Origin of the sequence: Aeromonas sp. R4-2 (genome assembly GCF_040908295.1) — a bacterium.
In the GTDB taxonomy this organism is placed as follows: domain Bacteria; phylum Pseudomonadota; class Gammaproteobacteria; order Enterobacterales; family Aeromonadaceae; genus Aeromonas; species Aeromonas veronii.
Genome location: NZ_JBFODL010000008.1, coordinates 1 through 25291, shown reverse-complemented (window position 1 = coordinate 25291; position 25291 = coordinate 1). Strand labels below are relative to the sequence as shown.

General features: G+C 59.7%; 22 protein-coding genes, 1 tRNA gene and 1 riboswitch. Of the genes, 5 read left to right on the top strand and 18 right to left on the bottom strand.

What is annotated here, in order from left to right; translation table 11 throughout:
- Nucleotides 1-11: 11 nt before the first annotated feature.
- From AB5Y99_RS04890 to trxA, 3 genes are all read right to left on the bottom strand, one after another.
- Nucleotides 12-1004, bottom strand: a complete 993-nt coding sequence (locus AB5Y99_RS04890; RefSeq protein ID WP_368208890.1) for a hypothetical protein — start codon at nucleotides 1002-1004, stop codon at nucleotides 12-14.
- 108 nt (nucleotides 1005-1112) lie between these two features.
- A complete protein-coding gene (gene rho / locus AB5Y99_RS04885) occupies nucleotides 1113-2378 on the bottom strand; it encodes a transcription termination factor Rho (protein ID WP_005339417.1) in 1266 nt (421 codons plus the stop codon).
- A 204-nt stretch (nucleotides 2379-2582) separates the two neighbouring features.
- A complete protein-coding gene (trxA, locus tag AB5Y99_RS04880; RefSeq protein WP_005339416.1) occupies nucleotides 2583-2909 on the bottom strand; it encodes a thioredoxin TrxA in 327 nt (108 codons plus the stop codon).
- Nucleotides 2910-3022: 113 nt separating this feature from the next.
- Between trxA and rhlB the strand changes: the two genes are divergently transcribed.
- Genes rhlB through AB5Y99_RS04865 form a run of 3 tightly spaced genes read left to right on the top strand, consistent with a single transcriptional unit; the run spans nucleotide 3023 to nucleotide 6099 of the window.
- The gene (rhlB, locus tag AB5Y99_RS04875) at nucleotides 3023-4312 is read left to right on the top strand and encodes an ATP-dependent RNA helicase RhlB (RefSeq protein WP_005339414.1); all 1290 of its coding nucleotides are present in this window, start codon (nucleotides 3023-3025) and stop codon (nucleotides 4310-4312) included.
- Nucleotides 4313-4323: 11 nt separating this feature from the next.
- The gene (gppA, locus tag AB5Y99_RS04870) at nucleotides 4324-5814 is read left to right on the top strand and encodes a guanosine-5'-triphosphate,3'-diphosphate diphosphatase (RefSeq protein ID WP_100647152.1); all 1491 of its coding nucleotides are present in this window, start codon (nucleotides 4324-4326) and stop codon (nucleotides 5812-5814) included.
- 30 nt (nucleotides 5815-5844) lie between these two features.
- Nucleotides 5845-6099, top strand: coding sequence for a Rho-binding antiterminator (locus tag AB5Y99_RS04865; RefSeq protein ID WP_042054704.1), 255 nt, complete (start codon nucleotides 5845-5847; stop codon nucleotides 6097-6099).
- Nucleotides 6100-6170: 71 nt separating this feature from the next.
- Here the strand turns inward: AB5Y99_RS04865 and AB5Y99_RS04860 are convergent, their stop codons facing one another.
- The gene (locus AB5Y99_RS04860) at nucleotides 6171-6920 is read right to left on the bottom strand and encodes a class I SAM-dependent methyltransferase (protein ID WP_368208888.1); all 750 of its coding nucleotides are present in this window, start codon (nucleotides 6918-6920) and stop codon (nucleotides 6171-6173) included.
- Between the two features lie 76 nt (nucleotides 6921-6996).
- Here AB5Y99_RS04860 and AB5Y99_RS04855 point away from each other — a divergent pair, with 76 nt between their 5' ends.
- On the top strand, nucleotides 6997-7737 hold the full coding sequence (locus tag AB5Y99_RS04855; RefSeq protein WP_042081324.1) for an ABC transporter substrate-binding protein: 741 nt from the start codon (nucleotides 6997-6999) through the stop codon (nucleotides 7735-7737).
- A 6-nt stretch (nucleotides 7738-7743) separates the two neighbouring features.
- On the opposite strand, the gene AB5Y99_RS04850 is transcribed toward AB5Y99_RS04855, so the two are convergent.
- Both AB5Y99_RS04850 and prlC read right to left on the bottom strand, forming a co-directional pair.
- A complete protein-coding gene (locus AB5Y99_RS04850) occupies nucleotides 7744-10290 on the bottom strand; it encodes a putative bifunctional diguanylate cyclase/phosphodiesterase (protein WP_368208886.1) in 2547 nt (848 codons plus the stop codon).
- A 207-nt stretch (nucleotides 10291-10497) separates the two neighbouring features.
- A complete protein-coding gene (gene prlC, locus AB5Y99_RS04845; RefSeq protein ID WP_042054692.1) occupies nucleotides 10498-12540 on the bottom strand; it encodes an oligopeptidase A in 2043 nt (680 codons plus the stop codon).
- 437 nt (nucleotides 12541-12977) lie between these two features.
- A riboswitch (cyclic di-GMP riboswitch) is annotated at nucleotides 12978-13063 on the top strand.
- A 50-nt stretch (nucleotides 13064-13113) separates the two neighbouring features.
- Here prlC and AB5Y99_RS04840 point away from each other — a divergent pair.
- The gene (locus AB5Y99_RS04840; protein WP_368208884.1) at nucleotides 13114-15303 is read left to right on the top strand and encodes an immunoglobulin-like domain-containing protein; all 2190 of its coding nucleotides are present in this window, start codon (nucleotides 13114-13116) and stop codon (nucleotides 15301-15303) included.
- 83 nt (nucleotides 15304-15386) lie between these two features.
- Here AB5Y99_RS04840 and hemB read toward each other — a convergent pair whose 3' ends face one another.
- The 12 genes from hemB to AB5Y99_RS04780 form a co-directional block, all read right to left on the bottom strand.
- Nucleotides 15387-16403: a porphobilinogen synthase gene (gene hemB / locus AB5Y99_RS04835; RefSeq protein ID WP_005357271.1), complete on the bottom strand. Its 1017-nt coding sequence runs from the start codon at nucleotides 16401-16403 to the stop codon at nucleotides 15387-15389.
- Nucleotides 16404-16406: 3 nt separating this feature from the next.
- On the bottom strand, nucleotides 16407-17192 hold the full coding sequence (locus tag AB5Y99_RS04830; RefSeq protein WP_368208883.1) for a TatD family hydrolase: 786 nt from the start codon (nucleotides 17190-17192) through the stop codon (nucleotides 16407-16409).
- 188 nt (nucleotides 17193-17380) lie between these two features.
- Nucleotides 17381-18136: a twin-arginine translocase subunit TatC gene (gene tatC / locus AB5Y99_RS04825; protein ID WP_005342401.1), complete on the bottom strand. Its 756-nt coding sequence runs from the start codon at nucleotides 18134-18136 to the stop codon at nucleotides 17381-17383.
- Complete coding sequence (gene tatB / locus AB5Y99_RS04820; protein ID WP_368208882.1) at nucleotides 18133-18597, bottom strand: Sec-independent protein translocase protein TatB; 465 nt, start codon at nucleotides 18595-18597, stop codon at nucleotides 18133-18135. Before tatB ends, tatC begins: the two co-directional genes overlap by 4 nt.
- Nucleotides 18598-18600: 3 nt before the next feature.
- The gene (tatA, locus tag AB5Y99_RS04815; RefSeq protein WP_103251634.1) at nucleotides 18601-18852 is read right to left on the bottom strand and encodes a Sec-independent protein translocase subunit TatA; all 252 of its coding nucleotides are present in this window, start codon (nucleotides 18850-18852) and stop codon (nucleotides 18601-18603) included.
- 42 nt (nucleotides 18853-18894) lie between these two features.
- Entirely contained in the window at nucleotides 18895-20535 is a 1641-nt protein-coding gene (gene ubiB / locus AB5Y99_RS04810; RefSeq protein WP_257691700.1) for a ubiquinone biosynthesis regulatory protein kinase UbiB, read from the bottom strand.
- Nucleotides 20535-21143 carry an SCP2 sterol-binding domain-containing protein gene (locus AB5Y99_RS04805; RefSeq protein ID WP_323894085.1) on the bottom strand — a complete coding sequence of 203 codons (609 nt, stop codon included), beginning with the start codon at nucleotides 21141-21143 and terminating at the stop codon, nucleotides 20535-20537. Before AB5Y99_RS04805 ends, ubiB begins: the two co-directional genes overlap by 1 nt.
- An 8-nt stretch (nucleotides 21144-21151) precedes the next feature.
- Nucleotides 21152-21904 carry a bifunctional demethylmenaquinone methyltransferase/2-methoxy-6-polyprenyl-1,4-benzoquinol methylase UbiE gene (gene ubiE, locus AB5Y99_RS04800; protein ID WP_005342396.1) on the bottom strand — a complete coding sequence of 251 codons (753 nt, stop codon included), beginning with the start codon at nucleotides 21902-21904 and terminating at the stop codon, nucleotides 21152-21154.
- Nucleotides 21905-21969: 65 nt separating this feature from the next.
- Nucleotides 21970-22347, bottom strand: coding sequence for a fluoride efflux transporter CrcB (crcB, locus tag AB5Y99_RS04795; RefSeq protein WP_194494566.1), 378 nt, complete (start codon nucleotides 22345-22347; stop codon nucleotides 21970-21972).
- A gap of 95 nt (nucleotides 22348-22442) precedes the next feature.
- Nucleotides 22443-23708: a cytosine deaminase gene (locus tag AB5Y99_RS04790; protein WP_368208880.1), complete on the bottom strand. Its 1266-nt coding sequence runs from the start codon at nucleotides 23706-23708 to the stop codon at nucleotides 22443-22445.
- Nucleotides 23702-24946 (bottom strand): cytosine permease, encoded by a 1245-nt coding sequence (gene codB, locus AB5Y99_RS04785; RefSeq protein WP_368208879.1) that lies wholly within the window; start codon nucleotides 24944-24946, stop codon nucleotides 23702-23704. The genes AB5Y99_RS04790 and codB overlap by 7 nt, the downstream gene beginning before the upstream one ends.
- A gap of 251 nt (nucleotides 24947-25197) precedes the next feature.
- Nucleotides 25198-25273: transfer RNA gene (locus AB5Y99_RS04780), tRNA-Thr, on the bottom strand.
- Between the last annotated feature and the right edge of the window lie 18 nt (nucleotides 25274-25291).

Below are 25291 nucleotides of genomic sequence, written 5' to 3'. Positions count from 1 at the left end.
GAGGTCACGCATTATAACCCTGGCTGCCCATCGGGTGTACCCGAATCGGGCAGCAGACTCGGTGCAATGGGTGACATGTCACGCTGGCCGAGGCGTCTGGCCAGCGCAGAGAGCAGTTGGGGCTCGTCCACCTCCATCAACAGACCGGCCACCAGCGCCCCGTATTGACGGTTGGAGAGTTCCGCCAGCAAGTATTTCTGGGCTTGGGGCGGCAAGGGCGAGAGCGCGCTCAGCTGACGCAGGGCGGCCCCCTTCAACCCTTCGTTGCCACTGGCGGCAATCAGCAAATCGCTGGCAGCGCTGCCGTGATGGAAGCGGTTGATGGTAGAGAGTGCACGCAGCGCATCCTGATCTGCCGGCCGCCGCCACAGCATGCTATAGAGCGCCGGTTCGCCGGTGCGCTGCAACAGATGGAACAACAGATGATTGTCGGGCAGATAGATATTCTGGCTGGCCAGCGCTTGCGCCTCCCGCATCCAGATCGGTTGCGGCAAGCTGTCGAGGGCCAACAACAGGGCTTGCTGCTGCATGGCGAGATCGGGGTTACTGCTGTAGTAGATGGACTTTAGCTGGAAGCTGCCCTGGGCAAGCTGCTGCCGATAGCGCTGCATCAGTGATTGCAGCTGCCACTCCCCCAGCAACTGACGGGCCTGCGCGGCAAAATCATAGACAGGTTGCTGCACCAGAAAACCGTCGACCTGCTGCTCCATGAGCCACTCGGGGGCCTTGTCGGCCTGAGCCTCGACCCACTGTTGCAACGCAGGAGATGCAGGGGTGGTCGCGGGAATATCCCGCAGCAGCTGCAACAGCAGGAACTCCCGCCGCTCGCGACTCAGGGTCGCCAGCAGAGAGTCGATGGCTGCAAATTGCCCCTCCTTCAGACGGCCCGCCAGATAGCGTTGGTGAGTCTGCAACGTCTCGGCTGTCACCGCGACCGGTGCACTCTGCGCACAGGCTGGCATTGCACTCAGCAACCCCAGCAATAACCAGAAAACAGGCTTCATGACGTCTCCATCCATGTGACATCGGGATCTCATACTACTAGGGCGACCGGAAAACAGATAAACAAAAACCGCGACCAGGGCCGCGGTTTCGTCATTTTCTGACCGGACTTACTTCTGCTGGCGCCGCATGGCGTCGAAGAACTCGTCGTTGGTCTTGGTCATCGCCAGCTTGTCGATGAGGAATTCGATACCGTCGATCTCGCCCATCGGGTGGACAATCTTGCGCAGGATCCACATCTTCTGCAGCTCGTCACCGGAGGTGAGCAGCTCTTCCTTACGGGTGCCTGAGCGGGTGATGTCGATGGCCGGATAGACACGCTTCTCGGCAATCTTGCGCGAGAGGTGCAGTTCCATGTTGCCGGTACCCTTGAACTCTTCGTAGATAACCTCGTCCATTTTGGAACCGGTATCGATCAGCGCGGTAGCGATAATGGTCAGGCTGCCGCCCTCTTCAACATTACGCGCGGCGCCGAAGAAGCGCTTGGGACGGTGCAGGGCGTTGGCATCCACACCACCGGTCAGTACCTTGCCGGATGACGGGATAACGGTGTTGTAGGCGCGAGCCAGACGGGTGATGGAGTCCAGCAGGATCACCACATCTTTCTTGTGCTCGACCAGACGCTTGGCCTTCTCGATCACCATTTCGGCAACCTGAACATGACGGGAAGCAGGCTCGTCAAAGGTGGAAGCGATCACTTCACCTTTCACCATCCGCTGCATCTCGGTCACCTCTTCCGGACGCTCGTCGATCAGCAGAACGATCAGTTCACAGTCCGGGTGGTTGTAGGCGATGCTCTGGGCGATGTTCTGCAGCAGCATGGTCTTACCGGCCTTGGGCGGCGCCACGATCAGGCCACGCTGGCCTTTACCGATGGGGGAAGCCAGATCCAGTACACGGGCGGTGATATCTTCGGTAGAGCCGTTACCCCGTTCCATACGCAGACGTTCGTTGGCATGCAGGGGGGTAAGGTTTTCAAACAGGATCTTGTTGCGGGAGTTTTCCGGACGGTCGTAGTTGACCTCATTGACCTTGAGCAGTGCGAAGTAGCGTTCGCCCTCTTTCGGTGGCCGGATCTTGCCGGAGATGGTATCGCCGGTACGCAGGTTGAAGCGGCGGATCTGGCTCGGGGAGACGTAGATATCGTCAGGGCCTGCCAGATAGGAGCCGTCTGCACTGCGCAGGAAGCCGAAACCATCGGTCAGGATTTCCAGCACACCGTCGCCAAAGATATCTTCACCACCCTTGGCGTGCGCCTTGAGGATTGCAAAAATAATATCTTTCTTGTGCGCCCGAGCCAGATTTTCCAACCCCATGGATTCGCCAAGCTTGACCAGCTCGGACACAGGAGTGTTCTTTAATTCAGTCAGATTCATAGTGGTGAAAGTCTGTAAGCAAGGATTGAAATGAGGAGACAGTCTGCTGGATTGATGCTGATCGGATTTGATTGCCAGGCTGTGGTTAGCAAAGAGTCAGGCAAAAAGGTTAGCAAACGAGCGATAAACTAGCACCAATCGGGATGAGCGTCTAGGTGATAAAACACAAGGAGCGCATTATTGCAATGCGCTCCTCTTTAATTATTACAGGTTGCCGTCCAGGAACTCTTTCAGCTGAGTCTTGGACAGTGCACCGACCTTGGTCGCTGCCACTTCGCCATTCTTGAACAGCAAGAGGGTCGGGATACCACGAATGCCGTACTTGGGCGGAGTATCAGAGTTATGGTCGATGTTCAGTTTGGCTACGGTCACGCGACCTTCGTACTCTTGGGCAACTTCTTCCAGAATCGGGGCAATCATCTTGCACGGACCACACCACTCGGCCCAGAAGTCGACCAGAACGGCGCCATCGGCTTTGATTACATCTGCCTCGAAGCTGGCATCGCTCAGCTGAACAATCTTGTCACTCATCTCCAACTCCAGTCAGTAATTAAGGCTTTATTGACATATCAACAAAGGCAATAGTTGCCCTATTTGAAATGATCCTGTTTATTATTGCAAGCCTAACCTGATAACCTACCGCCATGAGCAAAACACACTTAACGACCGACAAATTCGCCCAAATGGGCCTCGAACCCGAAGTTCTGGCTGGTCTGGAATCAAAGGGATTTCACTATTGCACGCCCATCCAGGCACTGTCTCTGCCACTGCTGGTAGAAGGTCATGACCTCGCCGGTCAGGCCCAGACAGGAACCGGCAAGACCATTGCCTTCCTGGCCGCGACATTCAACTATTTGCTGACTCACCCGCTGACCAAGCCCCGTCTGGTTAACCAACCCAGAGCCATCATCATGGCACCCACCCGGGAACTGGCAGTACAGATCTATAACGATGCCGACAGCATCGCCGCCTCTACCGGCCTGAAACTCGGCCTCGCCTACGGTGGCGAAGGTTACGACAAGCAGCTGGCCGTGCTGGAGCAAGGTGTCGACATCCTGATCGGCACCACTGGCCGCATCATCGACTACTTCAAGTCCAAGGTGATCGATCTGAGCAACATTCAGGTCGTGGTACTGGACGAAGCGGATCGCATGTTCGATCTGGGCTTCATCAAGGACATCCGCTTCCTGTTCCGCCGCATGCCGCCCGCGACCGAGCGCCTGAGCATGCTGTTCTCCGCCACCCTCTCCCTGCGCGTGCAGGAGCTGGCCTACGAACACATGAACCACCCGGAACATGTGCAGGTCGAGCCGGAGCAGATGACCGGCGTGCGGATCAAGGAGGAGCTGTTCTACCCCTCCAACGAAGACAAGATGTTGCTGCTGCTCTCCCTGATGGAAGAGGAGTGGCCGGAAAAAGCCATCGTCTTCGCCAACACCAAGCATGTCTGTGAAGACGTTCACGCCTGGCTGGAAAACGACGGCCACCGCGTCGGTCTGCTGACCGGTGACGTGCCGCAGAAGAAGCGGATGAAGATCCTCGAGGATTTCACCAAGGGTGCGCTCGATATTCTGGTCGCCACCGACGTGGCCGCCCGTGGTCTGCACATCCCTGACGTGACCCACGTTTTCAACTATGACCTGCCCGACGACGCCGAAGACTATGTACACCGTATCGGTCGTACCGGTCGTGCCGGCAAGAGCGGTCACTCCATCAGCCTGGCCTGTGAAGACTATGCCTTCAACCTGCCGGCCATCGAGGAGTACATCCACCACGCCATTCCGGTCAGCAAGTACGACCGTGAAGCGCTGCTGGATGACGTGACCCCGCCGAAACGGGTGTTCCGCAACCGTCAGCCGGTGAACCGCAACATGCGGGATCGTCAGGGCGGTGGCAACAGCAACAACCGTCGTCGTCCGCCGCGCAAGAGCTAAGGACAGGCCCGTTGCACAACTCGCCTCTCTATGCCGCTATCGACCTCGGCTCCAACAGCTTTCATATGCTGGTGGTGCGCGAGGTCGCCGGTGCCCTGCGCACCGTCGCCAAGGTAAAGCGCAAGGTTCGCCTCGCAGCCGGGCTCGACCCGGAATTTCGTCTCAGCCGTGCCGCCATGGAGCGGGGCTGGGACTGTTTGCGTCTCTTCTCCGAACAATTGCAGGACATTCCGGCCGACAATATCCGGGTGGTGGGCACCGCAACCTTGCGGCTTGCCACCAACGTCGACGAGTTCCTCAGCGAAGCTGAACGGGTACTCAACCACAGCATCGAGATCATCTCGGGCGAGGAAGAGGCCAAGACCATCTATGAAGGGGTCTCCTGGACCTCTGCCGGGGAAGGCAACCGACTGGTGATCGACATCGGCGGTGCCAGTACCGAACTGGTGATCGGCGAACATAGCGAAGCAAAACTGCTCAATAGCCTGCACATGGGCTGCGTCACCTGGCTCAATAATCACTTTGGTGATGGCGAGCTCTCCGAAGCCCGTTTCGAGCAGGCGATTGCTGCCGCCAAGGCGGTGCTGGAGAAGGTGGCTGATGATTACCGTGCCCTTGGCTGGCGTACCTGTGTCGGCGCCTCCGGCACGGTGCAGGCGCTGCAAGAGATCATGCTGGCGCAAGGGAAGAGTGAACGGGTCACCCTGCCGAAACTGCAGGAGCTGATGGGTCAGGCCATCGCCTGCGGCAAGCTCGACCGGCTGCAACTGGAAGGGCTGGCTGCCGAGCGGCTGACCGTGTTCCCCTCCGGCCTTGCCATCCTGATCGCCATCTTCGAAACCCTCGATATCGAGAGCATGACCCTCGCGGGTGGCGCCCTGCGTGAAGGACTGATCTACGGTCTGCTTGGCAACAATCACGACTGTGATGCCCGGGATCGCACCGCCGACAGCCTGATCAGCCGCTATCAGCTGGATAAAGAGCACGCCGAACGGGTGCGCGATACCGCCGTCGAGGCGTTCAACCAGCTGCAACCGGCCTGGCGACTCTCCAAACGCTACGGTCGCCCGATTTTGCGTTATGCCGCCCTGCTGCACGAGATCGGCCTCTGTATCGAATATAAGAAGGCGCCGCAACACGCCGCCTACATCATCGACAACATCGACATGCCGGGCTTTACCCCTGCGCAAAAGAAGCTGTTGTCGGCCCTGCTGTTCAACCAGCGGGACGAATTCAAGCTGGAACCACTGGAGAGACAGGGTGCCGTCACCGGTCGTCAGGCGATCCGGCTGGCCCGTATCCTGCGCATCGCGCTGATCCTCTGCATGCGCCGCACCCAGGGCACAGTGCCCAGCTTCACCCTGCAGGCAGAAGAGGAGTCACTGACCCTGACCCTGCCCAAGGGCTGGATGGATGAACACTACCTGCGCGCCAGCGAGCTGCGCTTTGAAGTGGAACGCCAGCAGAAGATGGGCTGGCCGACCCGTGTACAGGAAGCCTGACTCAGCAACCTGCCTGTTTTGGAGCCGATCATGCCGGATTATCAACCCATCAGCTGCGATCTCTACGACTGGCTCGAAATTGCTGCCAGCTGGCAACTGCCGGTGACCCTAACCAGCCGCGATGATCGCCAATGGGATGACAAGATCCGCACTATCGAAGCCAGCGAAGGGGTCGAGTATCTGCTGCTGCACAGTGGCGAGCGGCTCAGTCTGGCAGAACTGGCGACCCTGCGCCTGAACTGGCAAGGGGAAGAAAAGCTGATCCGCTTCGCTCCAACCAACTGAATCCAGTATGAAAAAGGAGGGCCAACATGACGTTGGCCCTCCTTTTTTGCATCCGCAACTCACACCGACCGTTAACTCGCCGCCAGCGCCGCCATCACATAGACATCGAAGCGGTTGCTCTTGGTCTCGATAGCCATGCTGGGCTTCTGTTCGTTGAGCCAGCCGGCGTAGTCCGGCCGCTTCACCACCACCCGCTTATCAGCCATCTTGAGCGCGGCAGGCAACAAGGCATCCGCATCGAGATCCGGTCCCACCAGCGACTGGAACACCCGCATCTCCTTTTTCACCAAAGCTGACTTCTGCTTGTGAGGGAACATGGGGTCGAGGTAGATCACCTCGGGCCGCTCCGGCAGCGCCATCAGGTTGTCCACCGCCGGGCCTTGCAGCAGGTGCATCCGCTCACTGACCCAAGGACCGATCTCGGGATCCTGTGCCGCCCGCGCCAGCCCATCCTGCAACAGAGCGGCCACCACAGGGCTGCGTTCGATCAGGGTCACCTTGCAACCGAGGGAGGCGAGCACGAAGGCATCGCGCCCCAGCCCGGCGGTGGCATCCACCACGGTCGGTGTGGCACCGGCCTTGAGCCCCACCGCCTTGGCGATGGACTGGCCCCGACCGCCGCCAAACTTGCGGCGATGCGCCACCGCCCCTTCCACGAAGTCCACATAGACAGCACCCAGCTTGGGCTCATCCAGCTTGCGCAGTTCCAACCGTTCCGGGGTAAACACCAGGGCAAACTGGGGAAGGTCGAGCTGGGCAAGCTGGCTGGCCAGCGCGTCTGCCAGCGCGGCCTTGGCGGGGTCTTCGAGGAGGATTTGCATGGTCTTTGGATGCGTTCTAAGTTCAGTGAACCGAGTGTACCACAGCCCCTTCAAGTCGCTGTAGGGAGGAAATCCCATGAACCTGTTCATTGCCCTGCTCCTCGCCGCCCAGAGCGGTACAAACCTGAAGGTCTGCGGCGTAGACTGGCCTCCCTTTTCCTATGCCGAACAGGGTAACCTGAAAGAGGGCATTTCGGTGGAGATCCATCAAGAGGTGGCGCGCCGCCTTGGCATGAACCTCACCCTGCTTGAACTGCCTTGGGGACGCTGCGAGCAGTATGTCAGCACCCAGCTGGCGGATGGCATTCTCGACAATGCCCCTCTTCCCGGTTGCTATCACTCTGACCTTGCCACCGCCTTCTATCCTCTGGCCGCCTATGTGCGTACCGACAGTCCGTTACAGAACTTCTCATGGGAGATGGCCAAGGGGCTGAAAGTAGGGATGGTCAGGGGGTATGACTATACGGCCAAGATCAGGAACTTCACCGGCTGGGAGCCCATCAAGGTTCACTCCGACAAACAGCTGCTACTGATGCTGGAAAAGAGCCGGGTCGATATGATCATCCTGGACTACTTCTCTGCCCCCATTCTGTCGAGGGAGCAGGACGTCAGGATCCGCGCCCTCACCCCCTTTATCGATTCGACGCCGCTCTACCTCTGTTTTGGCAAACAGAAGGCTGACCTGCTGCCTGCCTACAACAAGGCGCTGCAACAGATGCAGGATGAGGGAGTACTGGATCGCATCTATTTGCGCTATCTCGGCGAGGATTACCGGACATTGAAAACCAAACAGGAACAGATGACATCGAAGGAGTAAGCGCCACTAGCTGATCTGCAGAAACATCCCTTTGTCATTGAGCTGCAGATATTCGGTGAGATCGTCATAGGCCAGCGGGCGGCTGAGCAGATAACCCTGGGTGAAGGCACACCCTTTCTGGCAGAGGAAGTTGAGCTGCTCGCGGGTCTCTACCCCCTCGATCACCACCTGCATGCCGAGGTTGTGCACTATGTTGATGATGCCGTCGAGCAGCATCCTATCCTGCTCGTTGAAGGGGATATGGCGCACGAAGGAGCGGTCGATCTTGACCAGATCGACCGGGAAGGTGCGCAGATAGTTGAGGGCCGAGTAGCCGGTACCGAAATCGTCGATGGCCAGCTTGCAGCCCGCCTCGCGCAGGGCATCGATCCGCACTCTGTGCTGATCGCTGCTCTCCATCAGCAGAGATTCGGTGATTTCGATGACGATGTCGGCAGGATCGAGCCCGAAGTGCTGGATCACCTTGAGCCACTCACTCGCCTCGGGGTCAATGGTCTGAAACTCCATGGTGGAACGGTTGATCGACATCTGCAGATCCGGGAAGCCGGATTGCTGCAACCGCGCCAGATCCTGGCACGACTGCCACAATACCAGCGCACCCAGCCCCTGAATGAGCCCGGCCTCTTCCGCCAGCGGAATGAACTCGGCAGGGGAGACCTGTCCCCATTGGGGGTGATACCAGCGCACCAGCGCCTCCAGCTTGGCGACCCGTCCGCTGCGATTGTCCCAGATGGGCTGGTAGGCCATGGTCAGCTGCTCCAGCTTGATCGCTTCGGCCAAATCCTGCTGCATCTGGTGGCGCTGGCGCACCTCTTCCCGCATGGATGAGCAGTAGGCACCGAGCAACCTTCCCTGCCGCTTGGCCGCAAACAGCGCCTGTTCGGCGTTGCGCAGCAGCTCGTCGCTCTCGCTGCCATCAACCGGGCAGAGGGTCATGCCGATGGTCGCGGTCACATAGAGATGCTGGTTGGCCAGCATAAAGGGCCGGGCGAAACTGCCGATCACCTGCTTGGTAAACACCTCGGCCTGACGGCGGGTGACGATGCCGGGCACCAGAAACGCGAACTCGTCGCCACCGATACGGGCCACCAAATCTTCGGTGCGCACCCGGCTCACCAGTCGATCCGACACCTCTCGCAGCAGGGCATCGCCAGCATGGTGATCCATGCTGTTGTTGACCGCCTTGAAGTTGTTGAGGTCGAGCACCATGAGCGCGAAGCGCTCGCCCCGCTCGCAGAAGCGGGTGAGGCAGCGGCCAAACAGCCAGCGGTTGGGCAGGCTGGTAAGGTTGTCGTAGTTGGCCTGGGTCGCGATCTTCTGTTCAGCCACCTTGGTCTGGGAAAGATCGCTGAAAATGGCGATATATTGCTGAATTTTGCCAGCTTCGCGCAGGGTGCTGATCATCAGCTGCTGCGGATAGAGCTTGCCGTTCTTGCGCTTGTTCCACACCTCGCCACGCCACACCCCCACCCGCTCCAGCGCATGGTACATGTCGGCATAGAAGGTCTGATCGTGCAGCCCGGACTTGAGCATGCTGGGACGTTGGCCCCGCACCTCATCGCTGCTGTAGCCGGTGATCTGCTCGAAGGCCGGGTTGACCGAGATGATGCGGCTGTCGGCATCGCACACCAGAATCGCTTCGGAGAGGTTGTCGTAGACCCGGTGGGAGAGCTTGAGCTGCTCCGCATGGCGCTTGAGGGGATCGATATTCTCCAGCAGCACCATCAGGTAGTCCGGCTGCTGCTGCTCGTCGCGGATCAGGGTGACAGTCACCCGTCCCCACAGGATCTCGCCCCCCTTGCAGAAGTAGCGCTTCTCCTGGGTGAAACTGCTGCGCTCGCCGCGCCGGATCTCTTCGTAGCACTCAAGGCTGCGCTGCCAATCCTCCGGGTGATTGATGTCGGAGATGGAGCGATGAAGCAGCTCGTCGAGGGGATAACCCAACATCTTCTCTATGGCCGGGTTGGCCCAGAGAATGCGGCCGGTGAGATCGAGCTTGCCGATCCCCACCGGGGCCTGAAACAGCATGCTCTGCAGCACATGGGGGGTATCAGGCAAGAGTTGCGGCAGCTGGCGTTGCAGCATCAGCGCCAGTTCGCGACCGGCCAGCGGCCCCAGCAACCGGAGCAGCCCCATCACCTTGGTCATATTGGCCTGCGGCTGACGATAGAGCAGGCAGCAGATGCCTATGGTCTCGCCATCCGCATCCTTGAGGGCGATCCCGGCGTAGGCCTGGGCCTGCCACGCATCGGCAAGCGGCATCGCGGGGAACAGCTGCAACAGACGATCGCTGAACCAGGCTTCCCCCTCCTGCCAGGTAATGGCATCGGGAGAGTCAGTGATTGGCAGCGTCAGGGTATCGGGGTCAAGAGAGGAGGGATGGGCAGCCTGAACCGTAAGATGGGAAGCATTTGATTCCCTGCTGGCGATCAGGACGACATCAGCCATCACAGCAGCGGCGATTTCACTCACAAAGGTATCGAAATATCCCTGGCCGCTCGAATGAGCCAGACTGGAGATGATTTGATAGACGGAATCGAGTGCTCGCCTCATGGCAAGTGGCTTTCTCTCCTTGAAGGTTAGAACACGACTCTACTGAAGAGCCGTGGGCAGTGCAAATATGCAATCAGCAAGATATTAAAAAGCCTTGAAAAAAGGGACCAAAAGGTCCCTTTTTGTCGCAGAAATCACGACTCGATCCCACTATGCCGCAAAACAGTGTACCTGCTTGAAGCTCACACAGGCGGTGAGTCAGGAATCTCAGGCGGCGATCCCGCTATGTCGCAGCAGTGCATCCACCTTGGGCTCACGACCACGGAAGGCTCGGAACAGCTCCATCGGCTCCTTCGAGCCTCCCTTCTCCAGAATATTCTTCAGGAAGGATTGGCCGGTCGCCGGGTTGAAGATCCCCTCCTCCTCGAAGCGGGAGAAGGCATCGGCAGAGAGCACCTCGGCCCACTTGTAGCTGTAGTAACCCGCCGCATAGCCGCCCGCGAAGATGTGGGAGAAGCTGTGCTGGAAGCGGTTGAACGCCGGTGGCGTCATCACGGCCACCTGACTGCGCACCTCGTCCAGCAGCGCCGGAAGCTGCGCCGGATTGGCCGGATCAAACTCCTGATGGAGACGGAAGTCGAACAGGGCGAACTCCAGCTGGCGCAGCATCTGCATGGCGGCCTGGAAGTTGCGGGCGGTCAGCATCTTCTCCAGCAGATCGGCAGGCAACGGCTCGCCGGTCTCGTAGTGGCCGGAGATAAAGGCCAGCGCCTCGGACTCCCAGCACCAGTTCTCGAGGAACTGGCTCGGCAGCTCGACCGCATCCCAGGCCACGCCGTTGATACCGGCCACGCCGGCCACATCGATGCGGGTCAGCATGTGGTGGATGCCATGGCCAAACTCATGGAACAGGGTGACCACTTCGTTGTGGGTAAACAGCGCAGGCTTGCCATCCACCGGGCCGTTGAAGTTGCAGGTCAAGTAGGCCACCGGTTTTTGCAGCGAGCCATCCTGACGGTAGCGACGACCCAGACAGACATCCATCCAGGCCCCGCCCTGCTTGTGCTCGCGGGCGTAGAGGTCGAGATAGAAGCTGCCGCGCAGCTCGTCGTCGGCATCGAAGATGTCGTAGAAGCGCACGTCCGGGTGCCAGGTGTCGATGCCGAGGCGCTCGCGCACCTTCATGCCGAACACCCGCTTCACCACTTCGAACAGCCCCTTCACCACCTTGCTGGCAGGGAAGTAGGGGCGCAGCTGCTCATCGGAGATGGAGAACTTGTGCTGCTTGAGCTTCTCGGCGTAGTAAGCGAGATCCCAGGCTGCCAGCTCGCTCTGACCATGCTGCTCGGCGGCGAAAGCGCGGATCTCCTCCAACTCGGCCTTGCCTTGCGGCAGGGATTTGGCCGCCAGATCGGTGAGGAAGCTCACCACCTGTTCGGTCTTGTCCGCCATCTTGGTGGCCAGGGAGAGCTCGGCATAGTTGGCGAACCCCAGCAACTGAGCCAGTTCGCGGCGCAGGGTGAGCAGCTCGCTCATGATGGCGGAGTTGTCCCACTTGCCCGCATTGGGGCCCTGATCGGAGGCGCGGGTGGTGAAGGCTTCGTACATCTCGGCCCGCAGCTCGCGGTTGTCCGCGTACATCATCACCGGCAGGTAGGAAGGGATATCCAGCGTGAACAGCCACCCCTCTTTGCCTTTAAGTTCAGCCATCTGGCGGGCAGCGGCACGCACACTGTCGGGCAGACCGGCCAGCTCGGCTTCATCGGCCACCAGCTTGTGCCAGCCCTGGGTGGCATCCAGCACGTTGTTGCTGAAACGGGAGGCCAGTTCGGAGAGGCGGGCCTGAATTTCGCCGTAACGCTGCTGCGCCTCGGCAGGCAGACCGATGCCGGAGAGGCGGAAGTCACGCAGGGTATTCTGGATCTCCTTGCGCTGGGCACCACTCAGCAGCGGGAAATCATCGCTCTGGGAGAGGGCCAGATAGGCCTGATAGAGCCCTTCATGCTGACCAACATAGGTCTGGAATTCGGAGAGCAGCGGCAGGCAGGCATCATGGGCCTCGCGCAGCGCTTCGCTGTTGAGTACGGAGTTGAGGTGGCTGACCGGTGACCAGATCCGTGACAGGCGGTCATTTACCTCTTCCAGCGGGGCAATCAGGCTATCCCAGGTATGGGGATCACGCTGGGCCAGCACATCGCTGATCTTCTGCTTGCAGTCAGCAATCGCCTGAATCACGGCAGGCTGAACCTGCTCCGGCTTGATCTGGCTGAAAGGGGGCAGAGAATCCATTGTCAGCAAAGGGTTATTCATCCCGGTTACCTCTTGTTTGGTCTTGAACAGACCGCTTTAGCAGCTCTGTATGGCTTTCTAACATGTGGCCAAGCCACGCAATAATCAAGCGGGAATCCGCCGCAACCCTGTACTTTTCCAGCCATTGCGACCCGGATCTCTGCCGTTGCTGCAGTTTTGCTATCAACAGCCAGTAACAGAATGAATCTGTGGGCCTTTTTTGGCTCTTACCGCTACTTTCAAGGGGCAAAAAATCGCCATTTACCGGCGCCACAGCTGCCAGCCAAGTACCGTCATGCTCAATCATGGAAACGGACAAAATGTGGTAGATGTAACAAATTATCAATATTTTTCAGTCAATTAGAATCAAAACCAACTATTGATTAATTTATTTTCAAGCATCTATCATAGGCAACCTGCCATGCAGGTCACTTGATTCTCTGTGCTGCACAGAAATCGGGTGAAAAAGGCAAAGTGACCCGAAAGGGCGCGACGCAAAGCCACCGGTCTAAGGGAAAACACCTATGACAGCGGGGCTGCCCCCGGGGACGTCCGGTCACAACCGACGCCCCATTTGCACCGTACGGAGAGACGATGAACAAACTCAAATTATCCCTGCTTGGCTGCCTGCTCGGCATGGGCGCCCCCATGGCGCAGGCCGCCTCGGCCGGTCAGGCGATGGTCAACCCCCAGTCCGGCGTAGTGGTCGGCTATTGGCACAACTGGTGTGACGGCTCGGGCTACAAGGGCGGTATCGCCCCCTGCGTCAAGCTCGATCAGGTCAACCCGCAATACAACGTGGTCGATGTCTCCTTCATGAAGGTCTATGGCAGCGATCCCATCCCCACCTTCAAACTCGACCCGGCCATCGGCATGAGCGAAAGCCAGTTTATCGAGCAGATTGCCGAGCTGAACCGTCAGGGCCGTTCCGTGCTGCTGGCGCTGGGCGGTGCCGATGCGCACATCGAGCTGCGCAAGGGTCAGGAGCAGGCCTTTGCCGACGAGATCATCCGTCTGGTGGAGACCTATGGCTTCGACGGGCTGGATATCGATCTGGAACAGGCCGCCATCACCGCCGCCGACAACCAGACCGTGATCCCGGCGGCCCTGCGTCTGGTCAAGGCTCACTACCGCGCCCAGGGGAAAAACTTCCTCATCACCATGGCGCCGGAGTTCCCCTATCTGACCCAGACTGGCGCCTACATCCCCTATATCCGCAATCTGGAAGGGTACTACGACTGGATCAACCCCCAGTTCTACAACCAGGGTGGTGACGGTATCTACATCGATGGCATCGGCTGGATTGCCCAGAACAACGATGCCCTGAAAGAAGAGTTCATCTACTACATGGCGGATTCGCTGAGCAACGGTACCCGCGGCTTCTACAAGATCCCCCATGACAAGCTGGTGTTCGGCATTCCGACCAACATCGACGCCGCCGCCACCGGCTATGTGCTGGATCCGCAGAAGCTCTACAACGCCTTCAACCGCCTGAAGAGCGAGGGGCAACCACTGCGCGGCGTGATGACCTGGTCCATCAACTGGGACATGGGCCGCAACGCCGCCGGTCAGTCCTACAACGAATCCTTCATCAAGAGCTACGGCCCCTTCATCCACGATCAGGAGATCACGCCCCCGGTCGACAACGGCAAGCCGGTGTTTAGCGGCCTGAGCGATATCCGCATCAAGCAGGGCACCGCCTTTGATCCGCTGGCCGGTGTCAGCGCCAACGACAAGGAAGATGGCGACCTGACTGGCCAGATCCAGGTAGAAGGCTCGGTAGACAGCCAGCGCATCGGCCTCTACCCCCTCACCTACAAGGTGAGCGATCGCGACAACAACGTCACCGAGCAGGTACGCACCATCGAGGTCTACAGCATGAAGCCGGTGTTCAGCGGTGTCACCGACACCACGCTGGAACTGGGTACCGCTTTCGATCCGATGACAGGCGTCAGCGCCCATGATGAAGAAGATGGCGACCTGACCGCCCAAATCAAGGTCAGCGGCAACGTCGACAGCAGCAAGGTCGGCCGCTACACCCTCACCTATCAGGTGAGCGACAGCGCCGGTCAGCAGGTAACCCAGCAGCGCAACGTAACCGTCAGGGAGCAGGGCGCCGTCTGTGAAAACAGCTGGGATGCCAAGAAGGTCTACGTGGGCGGCGACATCGTCAGCCACAACGGCAAGAACTGGCGGGCAGGCTGGTGGACCCAGAACGAAGAGCCGGGCACCACGGGTGACTGGGGCGTCTGGCGCGTACAGGGCGACAGCGACTGCGGCGGCACAACGCCACCCGCAGAAGGCAGCAGCGACTTCACCGTCAGCGCCATGGGCTCCGACTACACCATAGTCAACGGTCAGGTCAGCATCCGCTTCAACCTGACCACCGCCAACCCGGTACAAATCACCGCGACTCTGGAGCAGAGCGGCCACAGCCACGGTACCACCAGCAGCCAGGTGAACGGCACCAGCACCCTGATGCTGCAGGGCAGCAACGTCACCGATGGCAGCTACGAAGTGGTCATCACCGGTCTGGCTGACGGCCAGCAGCCGGTGGTACAGCGCTTCCCGGTTGCGCTGACCGAAGAGAACAGCGGGGGTGGCGAAGGTGACTACCCGGCCTACGCCCCCAACACCGGCTATCAGTCCGGTGATCGGGTCAGCAATGCCGGTGGCAACTACGAGTGCAAACCCTGGCCGTACAGCGGCTGGTGTGGCGGCTCGACCAGCCACTATGCGCCGGGTACCGGCAGCGCCTGGAGCGATGCCTGGATCAAGCTGTAATCAGCCGCTCGTTACCAAAAGAGAGCCATAACGACAGAGGGGGAGCCATCGGCTCCCCCTCTCGTTTATCTCTTCAACCCGGCTTAACGGGCATCTTCCTTCAGCCACTGCGCTACGCGCTTGGCGAAGTAGGTGAGGATGCCATCGGCCCCGGCCCGCTTGAAGCAGAGTAGAGACTCCATGATGGTCTCCTTCTCTTTCAGCCAGCCGTTCTGGATCGCCGCCATGTGCATGGCGTACTCGCCGCTGACCTGATAGGCGAAAGTCGGCACGCCGAACTGATCCTTCACCTGACGAACCACGTCCAGATAGGGCATGCCCGGCTTGACCATCACGCTGTCGGCCCCTTCCTGAATATCCAGCGCCACTTCGTGCAGGGCTTCGTTACTGTTGGCCGGATCCATCTGATAGGTGGCCTTGTTGCTCTTGCCGAGGTTGCCGGCAGAGCCAACCGCATCGCGGAACGGGCCGTAGTAGCAGGAAGCGTACTTGGCGGAGTAGGCCATGATCTGGGTGTTGATGAAGCCATTCTCTTCCAGCGCAGCGCGGATGGCGCCGATGCGGCCATCCATCATGTCGGACGGCGCGACGATATCGACCCCGGCCTCGGCATGGGAGAGCGCCTGCTTGATCAGGATCTCGGTGGTGATGTCGTTCAGCACATAGCCTTCGTCATCGATAATGCCGTCCTGCCCGTGGGTGGTGAACGGATCGAGCGCCACGTCGGTGATGACCCCGAGCTCCGGGAAGCGGGCCTTGAGGGCACGCACGGTGCGCTGGGCCAGCCCGTTCGGGTTGTAGGCCTCTTCCGCCATCAGGCTCTTGCTCTCCAGCGGAGTGACCGGGAACAGGGCAATAGCAGGTACGCCCAGTTCCACCAGCTCGGCGGCTTCCTCCAGCAGCAGATCGATGGAGAGACGCTCCACCCCCGGCATTGAGGGAACGGCTTCACGGCGGTTCTCCCCTTCCAGCACAAACACCGGATAGATGAGATCGTTGACGGTCAGTACGTTCTCGCGCACCAGACGACGGCTGAAATCATGTTTGCGCAGACGGCGCAGGCGGCGGCCCGGAAAGGCGCCCGGAAGAGTTGTAGCCATGAATCACTCCTGGAGAGGAAGTTGGAAGAACGCGGCGGAGGTGGCCCGGGTATGGGCCAGCAAGGCCTCGGGCGCTTCACCACGACAGGCCGCCACCACCTGGGCGATGTGCGGCAAAAAAGCAGGTTCGTTGCGTTTCGGGCGCGGTTTCAGATCTCGCGGCACCAGATAGGGGGCATCGGTCTCGATCATCAGCCGACCGGCCGGAATACGCGCAACCTGTTCGCGCAGCAGCTGACCACGGCGCTCATCGCAGAGCCAGCCGGTCACCCCGATATGCAGCCCCAGCGCCAGACACTCGTCCAGCTCCTCGTCGGAACCGGTGAAGCAGTGCAGCACGGCTCCCGGTAGTTTCGGCAACCAGGGACGGAGGATCTCGATAAAACGGGCGTGGGCATCGCGGCAGTGGAGAAACACCGGCATCCGGAGCTCAGCAGCCAGTGCCAGCTGGGCGTCGAATACCGCATCCTGCACCGGGCGGGGGGAGAAGTCGCGGTTGTAGTCGAGACCGCACTCGCCAATAGCCACCACCTGCGGCAAGGCTGCCAGCTCGCGCAAGGCGGGCAGGGTCGCCTCATCGACACTCTTGGCATCGTGAGGGTGTACCCCGGCGGTGGAGAAGCAGTAGCCCGGCCAGCGGGCGGCCAACCCGGCGCTCTCGCGGCTACCAGCCAGATCGGTACCGGTGAGGATCAGCGCTTCCACTCCGGCGGCGCGGGCACGGGCCACCAGCTCAGCCTGCTCGCCGGCGAACTGGCTGCTGGTCAGGTTTAAACCGATATCGATCATGGAATGAGACGTTCCGAACAAAAGGAATACATATCAGGTATTTGAAAACCATCTACCGAATGGGGTCTTACCATACGCCTCGAACGGGAGCATGAAAAGAGGAAGGGAGCCTCAGCTCCCCTCGTTCTGTTATTCCTGCGGACGTCGTCATCCTCTCGCCGTCCGGCAAACAGGTGACGAACAGAGCCTCAGCTCTCCACATCCGGTTGTTCCTGTTGTTCTTCATCCTCTTTCTTCACGTAGAAGCGGGCGAAGAACAGACCTATCTCCCACAGCGCCCACATCGGAATGGCGAGCAGGGTCTGGGAGAAGACATCAGGCGGCGTCAGCAGCATGCCGACCACAAACACCCCGACAACGACGTAGGGACGTTTCTCCTTCAGGTTTTGCGGTGTGGTCACGCCGGTCCAGCAGAGCAGTATGGTGGCCACCGGAATTTCGAACGCCACCCCGAACGCGAAGAACAGGGTCAGTACGAAGTCCAGATAGCTGGCGATGTCGGTCGCCACCGTCACCCCGGCAGGGGCGGTACTGGTGAAGAAACCGAACACCAGCGGGAACACCACGTAGTAGGCGAACGCCATCCCCGCATAGAACAACAGGGCACTGGAGACCACCAACGGCATGATCAGGCGCCGCTCATGCTGGTACAGACCGGGGGCGATAAAGGCCCAGGCCTGATAGAGCAGATAGGGGATCGCCACGAAGAAGGAGACCACCAGGGTCAGCTTGATCGGCGTCAGGAAGGGGGTCGCCACATCCGTCGCTATCATGCTGGTCCCTTCCGGCAGCTGGCTGAGCAGCGGCTGGGCCACGAAGTCGTAGATGTTGTTGGAGAAGTAGATCAGCGCCAGAAACACCACCAGAATGGCGGTAATGGAGCGCAGCAAACGGGTTCTCAGCTCAACCAGATGGCTGATCAGGGGTTGTTCGGCCTGACTCATGGCTTCACCTCCCCTTTTACTGCGGAATCGCTGACCGGCACCGGCTCACTCTCTCGCTGGCTATTGACCGGCGGCACGTCGTGGCTCAGCTGCACCGCAGGCTCAGCCAGCGTGGCAGGCTCAGCCTGGGCGACCGACTCGGGGCGCGGCGGACGGATCTCGTTCTCCACCTGATAGGGGCGATTGACCGACTGGGCCGCCGCCTTGAGCTGTTCGATGGACTCCTGCAGCTCGGGGCTCAGGTTGCTCATCTGCAACTGTTCGGCCTTCTTGAGGTCGTTATGCAGCTCTTGCAACTTGAGCTCCTGCTCCAGCTCGGACTTGACCGAGTTCGCGGTCGAACGAATGAGGCGGATCCAGTGGGTAGCCGTGCGGATGGCAACCGGCAGCCGCTCGGGCCCCAGTACCACCAGTGCTACCACACCGATAACGACCAGCTCCCAAAAACCGATATCGAACATGGCTTAGGCCTGGTCTTTGTCTTTCTGCTTGGCGGTCTCACTGCTCTGAGCGGCCGCTTCGTTCAGCTGTTTCGGGGGAAACTCGGCATCTTTCTGCTCGGCCTTGGCATCAGCCGGCTCGTCGGAGAGGGCTTTCTTGAACCCTTTGACCGCCGCGCCCAGATCACCGCCAATGCCGCGCAGTTTCTTGGTACCGAACAGCAGCACGACGATGACTGCAATGATCAACAATTGCCAAATACTGATACCACCCATGATTTTCTCTCCAGAACAGGCGCCTGACGGCGCGGTTGTTGATTAATGGGAACGGGTTCGCAACCAGCCGACCAGCCAGCAGAGGGCTGCACCGGCGAGACTGGCTTGTCCCCACTCAATGTGTTGTTTTTGGGTCAGCAAGAATACACCCGCCAATAGCAGGCTGGCTCCAACCCCTAAGAGGTAGCGGGCCTGCCCCTGCCGACGGCTGTGACGGCGGAACTCGGCAAACATCTGGTCGAAATGACGCTGCTGATGACGGGTCTGACGCAGGGTCTCATAGACCAGCTCCGGCAGCTCCGGCAGCTTCTCCGCCCAGAATGGCGCCTTCTCCTTGATGGCGTTCAATACCGACTTGGGCCCGACCTGTTCGTGCATCCAGTTCTCGAGGAACGGCTTGGCGGTCTGCCACAAATCGAGCTGCGGGTAGAGCTGACGCCCCAACCCTTCCACATAGAGCAGGGTCTTTTGCAGCAGCACCAGCTGCGGCTGCACCGTCATATGGAAGCGGCGCGCAGTGTTGAACAAGTTGAGCAGCACGTGACCGAACGAAATTTCGGAGAGCGGCTTCTCGAAGATGGGCTCCAGCACGGTGCGAATGGCGAACTCGAACTCGTCCACCTTGGTGTCTGCCGGTACCCAGCCCGACTCCACGTGCAGCTCCGCCACGCGGCGATAGTCACGGTTGAAGAAGGCGAGGAAGTTCTCCGCCAGATAGCGTTTGTCTTCCCGATTGAGGGTACCGACGATGCCGCAGTCGATGCCGATCCAGAGCGGGTTTTCCGGATGTTCGTAAGAGACGAAGATGTTGCCCGGGTGCATATCGGCATGGAAGAAGCTGTCGCGGAACACCTGGGTGAAGAAAACCTCTACCCCGCGCTCGGCCAGCAGCTTCATATTGGTGCCGTTGGCTTCCAGCGCAGGAATGTCGGAGACCGGAATACCGTAGATCCGCTCCATCACCAGCACCTGCTCGCGGCAGAGATCGGTGATGATTTCAGGCACATAGAGCGCTTCGGAGCCGGTGAAGTTGCGCCGTAGCTGGATGGCGTTGGCCGCTTCGCGCATCAAATTCAGCTCGTCGAGGATGGTCTTGCGATACTCCTCCACCACCTCGATGGGGCGCAGTCGCGCGCTCTGGGGCACGAAGCGGGCCACCAGACGGGCCAGCGCCTGCATCAGTCGCAGGTCGGCCTCGATGACAGGCTCGATGTCGGGACGGATCACCTTGATGACGATCTCGCGGCCACTCTCCTTCAAGCGGGCGGTATGCACCTGCGCGATGGAAGCCGACGCCAGCGGCGTCTCGTCGAAGTCGTCAAACAGGGTTTCGATGGGACAACCCAGGCTCAGCTCGATCTGCTGGCGCGCCGCCTGACCACAGAAGGGGGGCACCCTGTCCTGCAGCAGGGCCAGCTCCTCGGCGATATCCGGCGGCAGCAGGTCGCGGCGGGTCGAGAGCATCTGGCCAAACTTGATGAAAATGGGGCCGAGAGCCTCGAAGGCGAGGCGGATGCGGGCTCCGCGGCTGAGATCCGGTTGCCTGTTCTTGAGCCAGAACAGGGAGCGACGGGCCAGACGACCCGGCCAGGGTTGATAGCGGGCGGGCACCAGTTCGTCGATGCCCTGCTCCAGCAGGATGGTGATGATGCGATAGAGGCGTTTGAACTCCTTCGGGGTCATCAGGTCACCTGCTGTTCGAAGCGGGCCAGCCGCAGTTCGACGGCCTTGAGCTGCTGGGCCAGCACCTCGACATCATCGTTGAAACTCGCCACTTCCAGCGGGCCGGGGGCGAGGCGGGCCTCTTCGGTCAAATATTCCGCCAGCTGGCTGCGGGTGCGGCACAGCTCGCGGCCGACCAGACGACGCGCCTGACGGGCACCGCTGAACAGGGTGTGGGCAACGACATCGCCGGTATAGCGCGACAGCTCCTCTTCCCAGTCGATATCCAGCTCACCCAGCAGCACGCTGAATGCCTGCACCAGCTGGGGATCACCGCTCAGATCCAGCTTCTCCTCACGGATATAGCGGGTCAGAGCGGACGGGTCTTTCAGCAGACCGAGGGCGGTCAGCGACAGGCTAAGCACCGCATCGGCCTCCCCTTCATGCTGGGCCAGCACATCCAGCCGACGCTCGGAGAAGACAAACCAGAGCGGCTTGAGTTCACGCAGCTCCAGCTTGAGCACCTTGCCCACCAGTTTGCGCAGCCGCTCCGGACTCTGTTTGTCCAGCACCAGCAACTGGTTGAGGCTGGTTTCGATCACCGCGGTGACCATGGCATCCATCGGCATAGGCAACCTTAAAACTTGTAACCGCGGTGCAGGGCGACCACACCCTGAGTCAGATTGAAGTACTCCACCTGCTCGAAACCGACATTTTCCATCATGCCGGCCAGGGTCTGCTGATCCGGGTGCATACGAATAGACTCTGCCAGATATTTGTAGCTTTCACTGTCGTTCGCGACGATTTCGCCCATTTTCGGCAGCAGTTTGAAGGAGTAGAGGTCATAGAGCTTGGCGATCACTTCGCTGACCGGCTTGGAGAACTCCAGCACCAGCAGACGGCCACCCGGCTTGAGCACCCGGAACATGGAGGCGAGCGCCTTGTCCTTGTCGGTGACGTTGCGCAGGCCGAAGCCGATGGTGATGACGTCGAAGTGGTTATCCGGGAAGGGGAGCGCCTCGGCATTGGCCTGCACGTAGGAGACGTTGTTGGCGACCCCCAGATTGCGCAGCTTGTCGCGGCCCACTTTCAGCATGGAGTCGTTGATATCTGCCAGCACCACCTGACCGGTCTCGCCGACGATGCGGGAGAACTTGGCGGTCAAGTCACCGGTACCACCGGCCAGATCCAGCACCTTCTGGCCCTTGCGCACACCGGAGCAGTCGATGGTGAAGCGCTTCCACAGGCGGTGGATGCCGAACGACATCAGATCGTTCATCAGATCATACTTGGCTGCCACCGAATGGAAGACACCTGCTACCAGAGTTTCCTTCTCGGTCGCGGCCACGGTTTTAAAGCCAAAATGCGTTGTCGTTGCTTGTTCTGACATCCCTTAAACACCCATAGAGCAAAGAATGGCCGCCAGTTTACCAGAGCCACTGGCGTCCGGACACCTTAAACCCGGCTCGCAACCAACTGCATGCCCAGCACCACCATGGCAAGACAGAGGAAGAGATTGAGAGCGATATTGAGCAGCGCTTTCAGATAGGCTCCATGTTGAGCCAGCACTACCGTATCGAGGGCAAAGGAAGAGAAAGTAGTCAGGGCACCGAGGATCCCCACCATCAGCAACGGCTTCATCGGGTGTTCTACCACATGACCATGACTGATGAGGGCAAATGCCACCCCCATGATGAAAGAGCCCACCACGTTGACCACCAGAGTCCCGTAAGGAAAGTGGCGCCCCAGCAGCAAGGCCATCAGTTCGGCAATCCCAAAACGAAGGCAGGCGCCGATGGCGCCCCCTGCAGCAACATAGAACCAGGTTTGCATGGTGTCACTCCCTCAGGGTCAGGCCGCCATTATGTCGCAATGGCGGCCCTTGTGCCCAGAGGCGGAACTAATCGACATCCAGCCTGATTGAAATCTCAGCGGCGAAAATCGATGGGCTCTGGCTGACCCAGCACGATCTCGGTCTGGGCCGGGCGGGTCTGGGCAATCACCTTGCCGTGGCGGATCGAGTAACGCACCGGCACCTGACGGCGCACCGCATCGAAGCCGTTCTCGGCGGGCAGGACCAACAGGTTGGCCGGTTTGCCCACCTCGATACCATAGCGATCCTGCACATTCAGGGTGCGGGCGCTGTGGCTGCTGATCAGCTTCAGACCGTCGTTGATCTGCTCGTAACCCATGATCTGGCAGACATGCAGCCCCATGTGCAGCACCTGCAACATGTTGGCGGTGCCCATGGGATACCAGGGATCGAACACGTCGTCGTGACCGAAACAGACGTTGATGTTCGCCTCCAGCATCTCCTTCACTCGGGTAATGCCGCGGCGTTTGGGATAGGTATCGAACCGCCCCTGCAGGTGAATGTTCACCAGCGGATTGGCCACGAAGTTGATGTCCGCCATCTTGAGCAGACGGAACAGGCGGGAAGCATAAGCACCGTTGTAGGAGTGCATGGCGGTGGTGTGACTGGCGGTGACTCTATGACCGATACCCCGCTCGTAGGCCAGGGTCGCCAGCGTCTCGATAAAACGGGACTGCTCGTCATCGATCTCGTCGCAGTGCACATCGACCAGAACCTGATACTTCTCGGCAAGATCGAAGATGTAGTGCAGACTTTCGACCCCATATTCCCGAGTGAACTCGAAGTGAGGGATCGCACCGATCACATCGGCCCCCAGCTTGAGCGCCTCCTCCAGCAGTGCCTTGCCATTGGGGTAGGAGAGGATCCCCTCCTGCGGGAAGGCAACGATCTGCAGCTCCACCCACTCCTTCATCTCCTCCCGCACTTCCAGCATCGCCTTGAGCGCGACCAGATTGGGGTCGGAGACATCGACGTGAGTACGGACGAACTGGATGCCGTTGGCGATCTGCCACTTCAGCGTCTGGATGGCGCGCTGCTTCACATCCTCATGGGTCAGCAGCGCCTTGCGCTCGGCCCAGCGCTCGATCCCCTCGAACAGAGTGCCGGAGAGATTCCAGCTCGGCTCGCCCGCCGTCTGGGTGGTATCGAGGTGAATGTGGGGTTCGATAAAGGGGGCGATCGCCAGACCGCCCTCCCCGTCCAGCACCCGACCGGCGACGGCATGTTCGTCATGGGGTTCGATGGCGGTGATGACCCCATCCTGACAGCGGATCTGCCAAAATCCTTCCCGATCGGCCAAACGAATATGTTGAATCAGCATTTGTTAGCTTCCTGTACCAGAACCGGCCGCTGGGTGAGGCGAACCAGAATGAAATAGGTGAAGGCGGCGCCCAATACCGCGTTGAGTGGCACTATGCCCGGCAGCCACTTGCCGACAGCCACCCCGACAGCCGTGGCGACCAGCGCCTGCCAGCGCACCGTCTCGAACTGCTGATCGGCAAATTGACGGTAACGCTCACGATTGAGCAGGAAATCCATGATGATAATGCCACCGATCGGCGGAATTGCCGTACTCAAAAAGGCCAGCCAGCCGACAAAGTTGTTGTAAAGCCAGAGGGCGCAAGCCGTACCGATGAGGCCGTTGATCACGCTGAGCGGCTTGCTCTTGAGGCCGGTAATGTTGGCAAAACCGAGGCCGGAGGCATAGAGCGCGTTGTCGTTGGTGGTCCAGATATTGAGGCCCAGCACCAGAATGGCGGGGATCAGCAGTCCCTGCATCAGCATCACTTCCGAGATATCGGCCTGACCGGTCACCGCCGCACCGGCTGCGCCGAAGACGAACATTAGCGTATTGCCCAAAAAAAACGCCACCATGGTAATCATGACGGCGCCCCAGGGTTTGCGACCAAAGCGAACAAAGTCGGCGGTCAGGGTTCCTGCACTGATAAAGGAACCAACCACCATGGTCAACGCCGTGGTGAACTCGATGGGATTGCTTGGTTGTACCTGCTGCAGCGCCGCCATGCCACCGGTCGAGGTCACCGCCAGCCAGACCGAGTAGCCGCCAAGCAGTGCAATGGCCGGTACGGCCACAAAGCTCAGCGCCATCAGGGCGGAGATGCCGAAGTAGACGGTCACCGTCATCAACATGCCCGAAATGGCGATCAGCCAGTTCACATCTATGCCGGTCGCCTTCTGCACCGGCAGGGCAAACATCGCCACACCAACGCCAAACCAGCCGACCTGAGTACCGCCCAGCAGCAGGGATGGCAGCCAGGAACCTTTGACGCCGAAGGAGTATCGCGCCAGCAGATGGGTAGAGAGACCGGTTGAAGCACCGATATAACCGAGACAGGCGGTATAGATCCCCAGCAACAGGTTGCCGATCAGTACCGCCTTGATGAAGTCGTCAAACACCAGACCGGTACCCAGCGCACCACCGGTCCACATACTGGCAGAGAAGAAGGTCAGCCCGAGCATCACCAGCATCAGCGACAGCACACCTTTGCGCCCTTTGGCGGGAACCGCCCCCAAACAGTATTCGTTATCCTGCGCCATGCTCTTTCTCCACGTAATAGGCAAAACGCGCCGGATTTTACATGTAAAACGTTTCACGTCAATCAATCATGGTTAAATATCTGGATAAAACCATCAATAGCAGTCAAATGAGTAACACATTAGGACTCAAACCAGCAGATAAACAGTGTCGGCTGCAAGCAGAAGGGGTTGCGGGAATAGGGAATGTAAGGGGATATCAAAAAATGACGGGTGCAAAAAAGCCTCCCTTTTCAGGGAGGCTTTCTATTTAATGGTGCTGATACCCAGAATCGAACTGGGGACCTCATCCTTACCAAGGATGCGCTCTACCGACTGAGCCATATCAGCACACTAACCGGTAAAGAC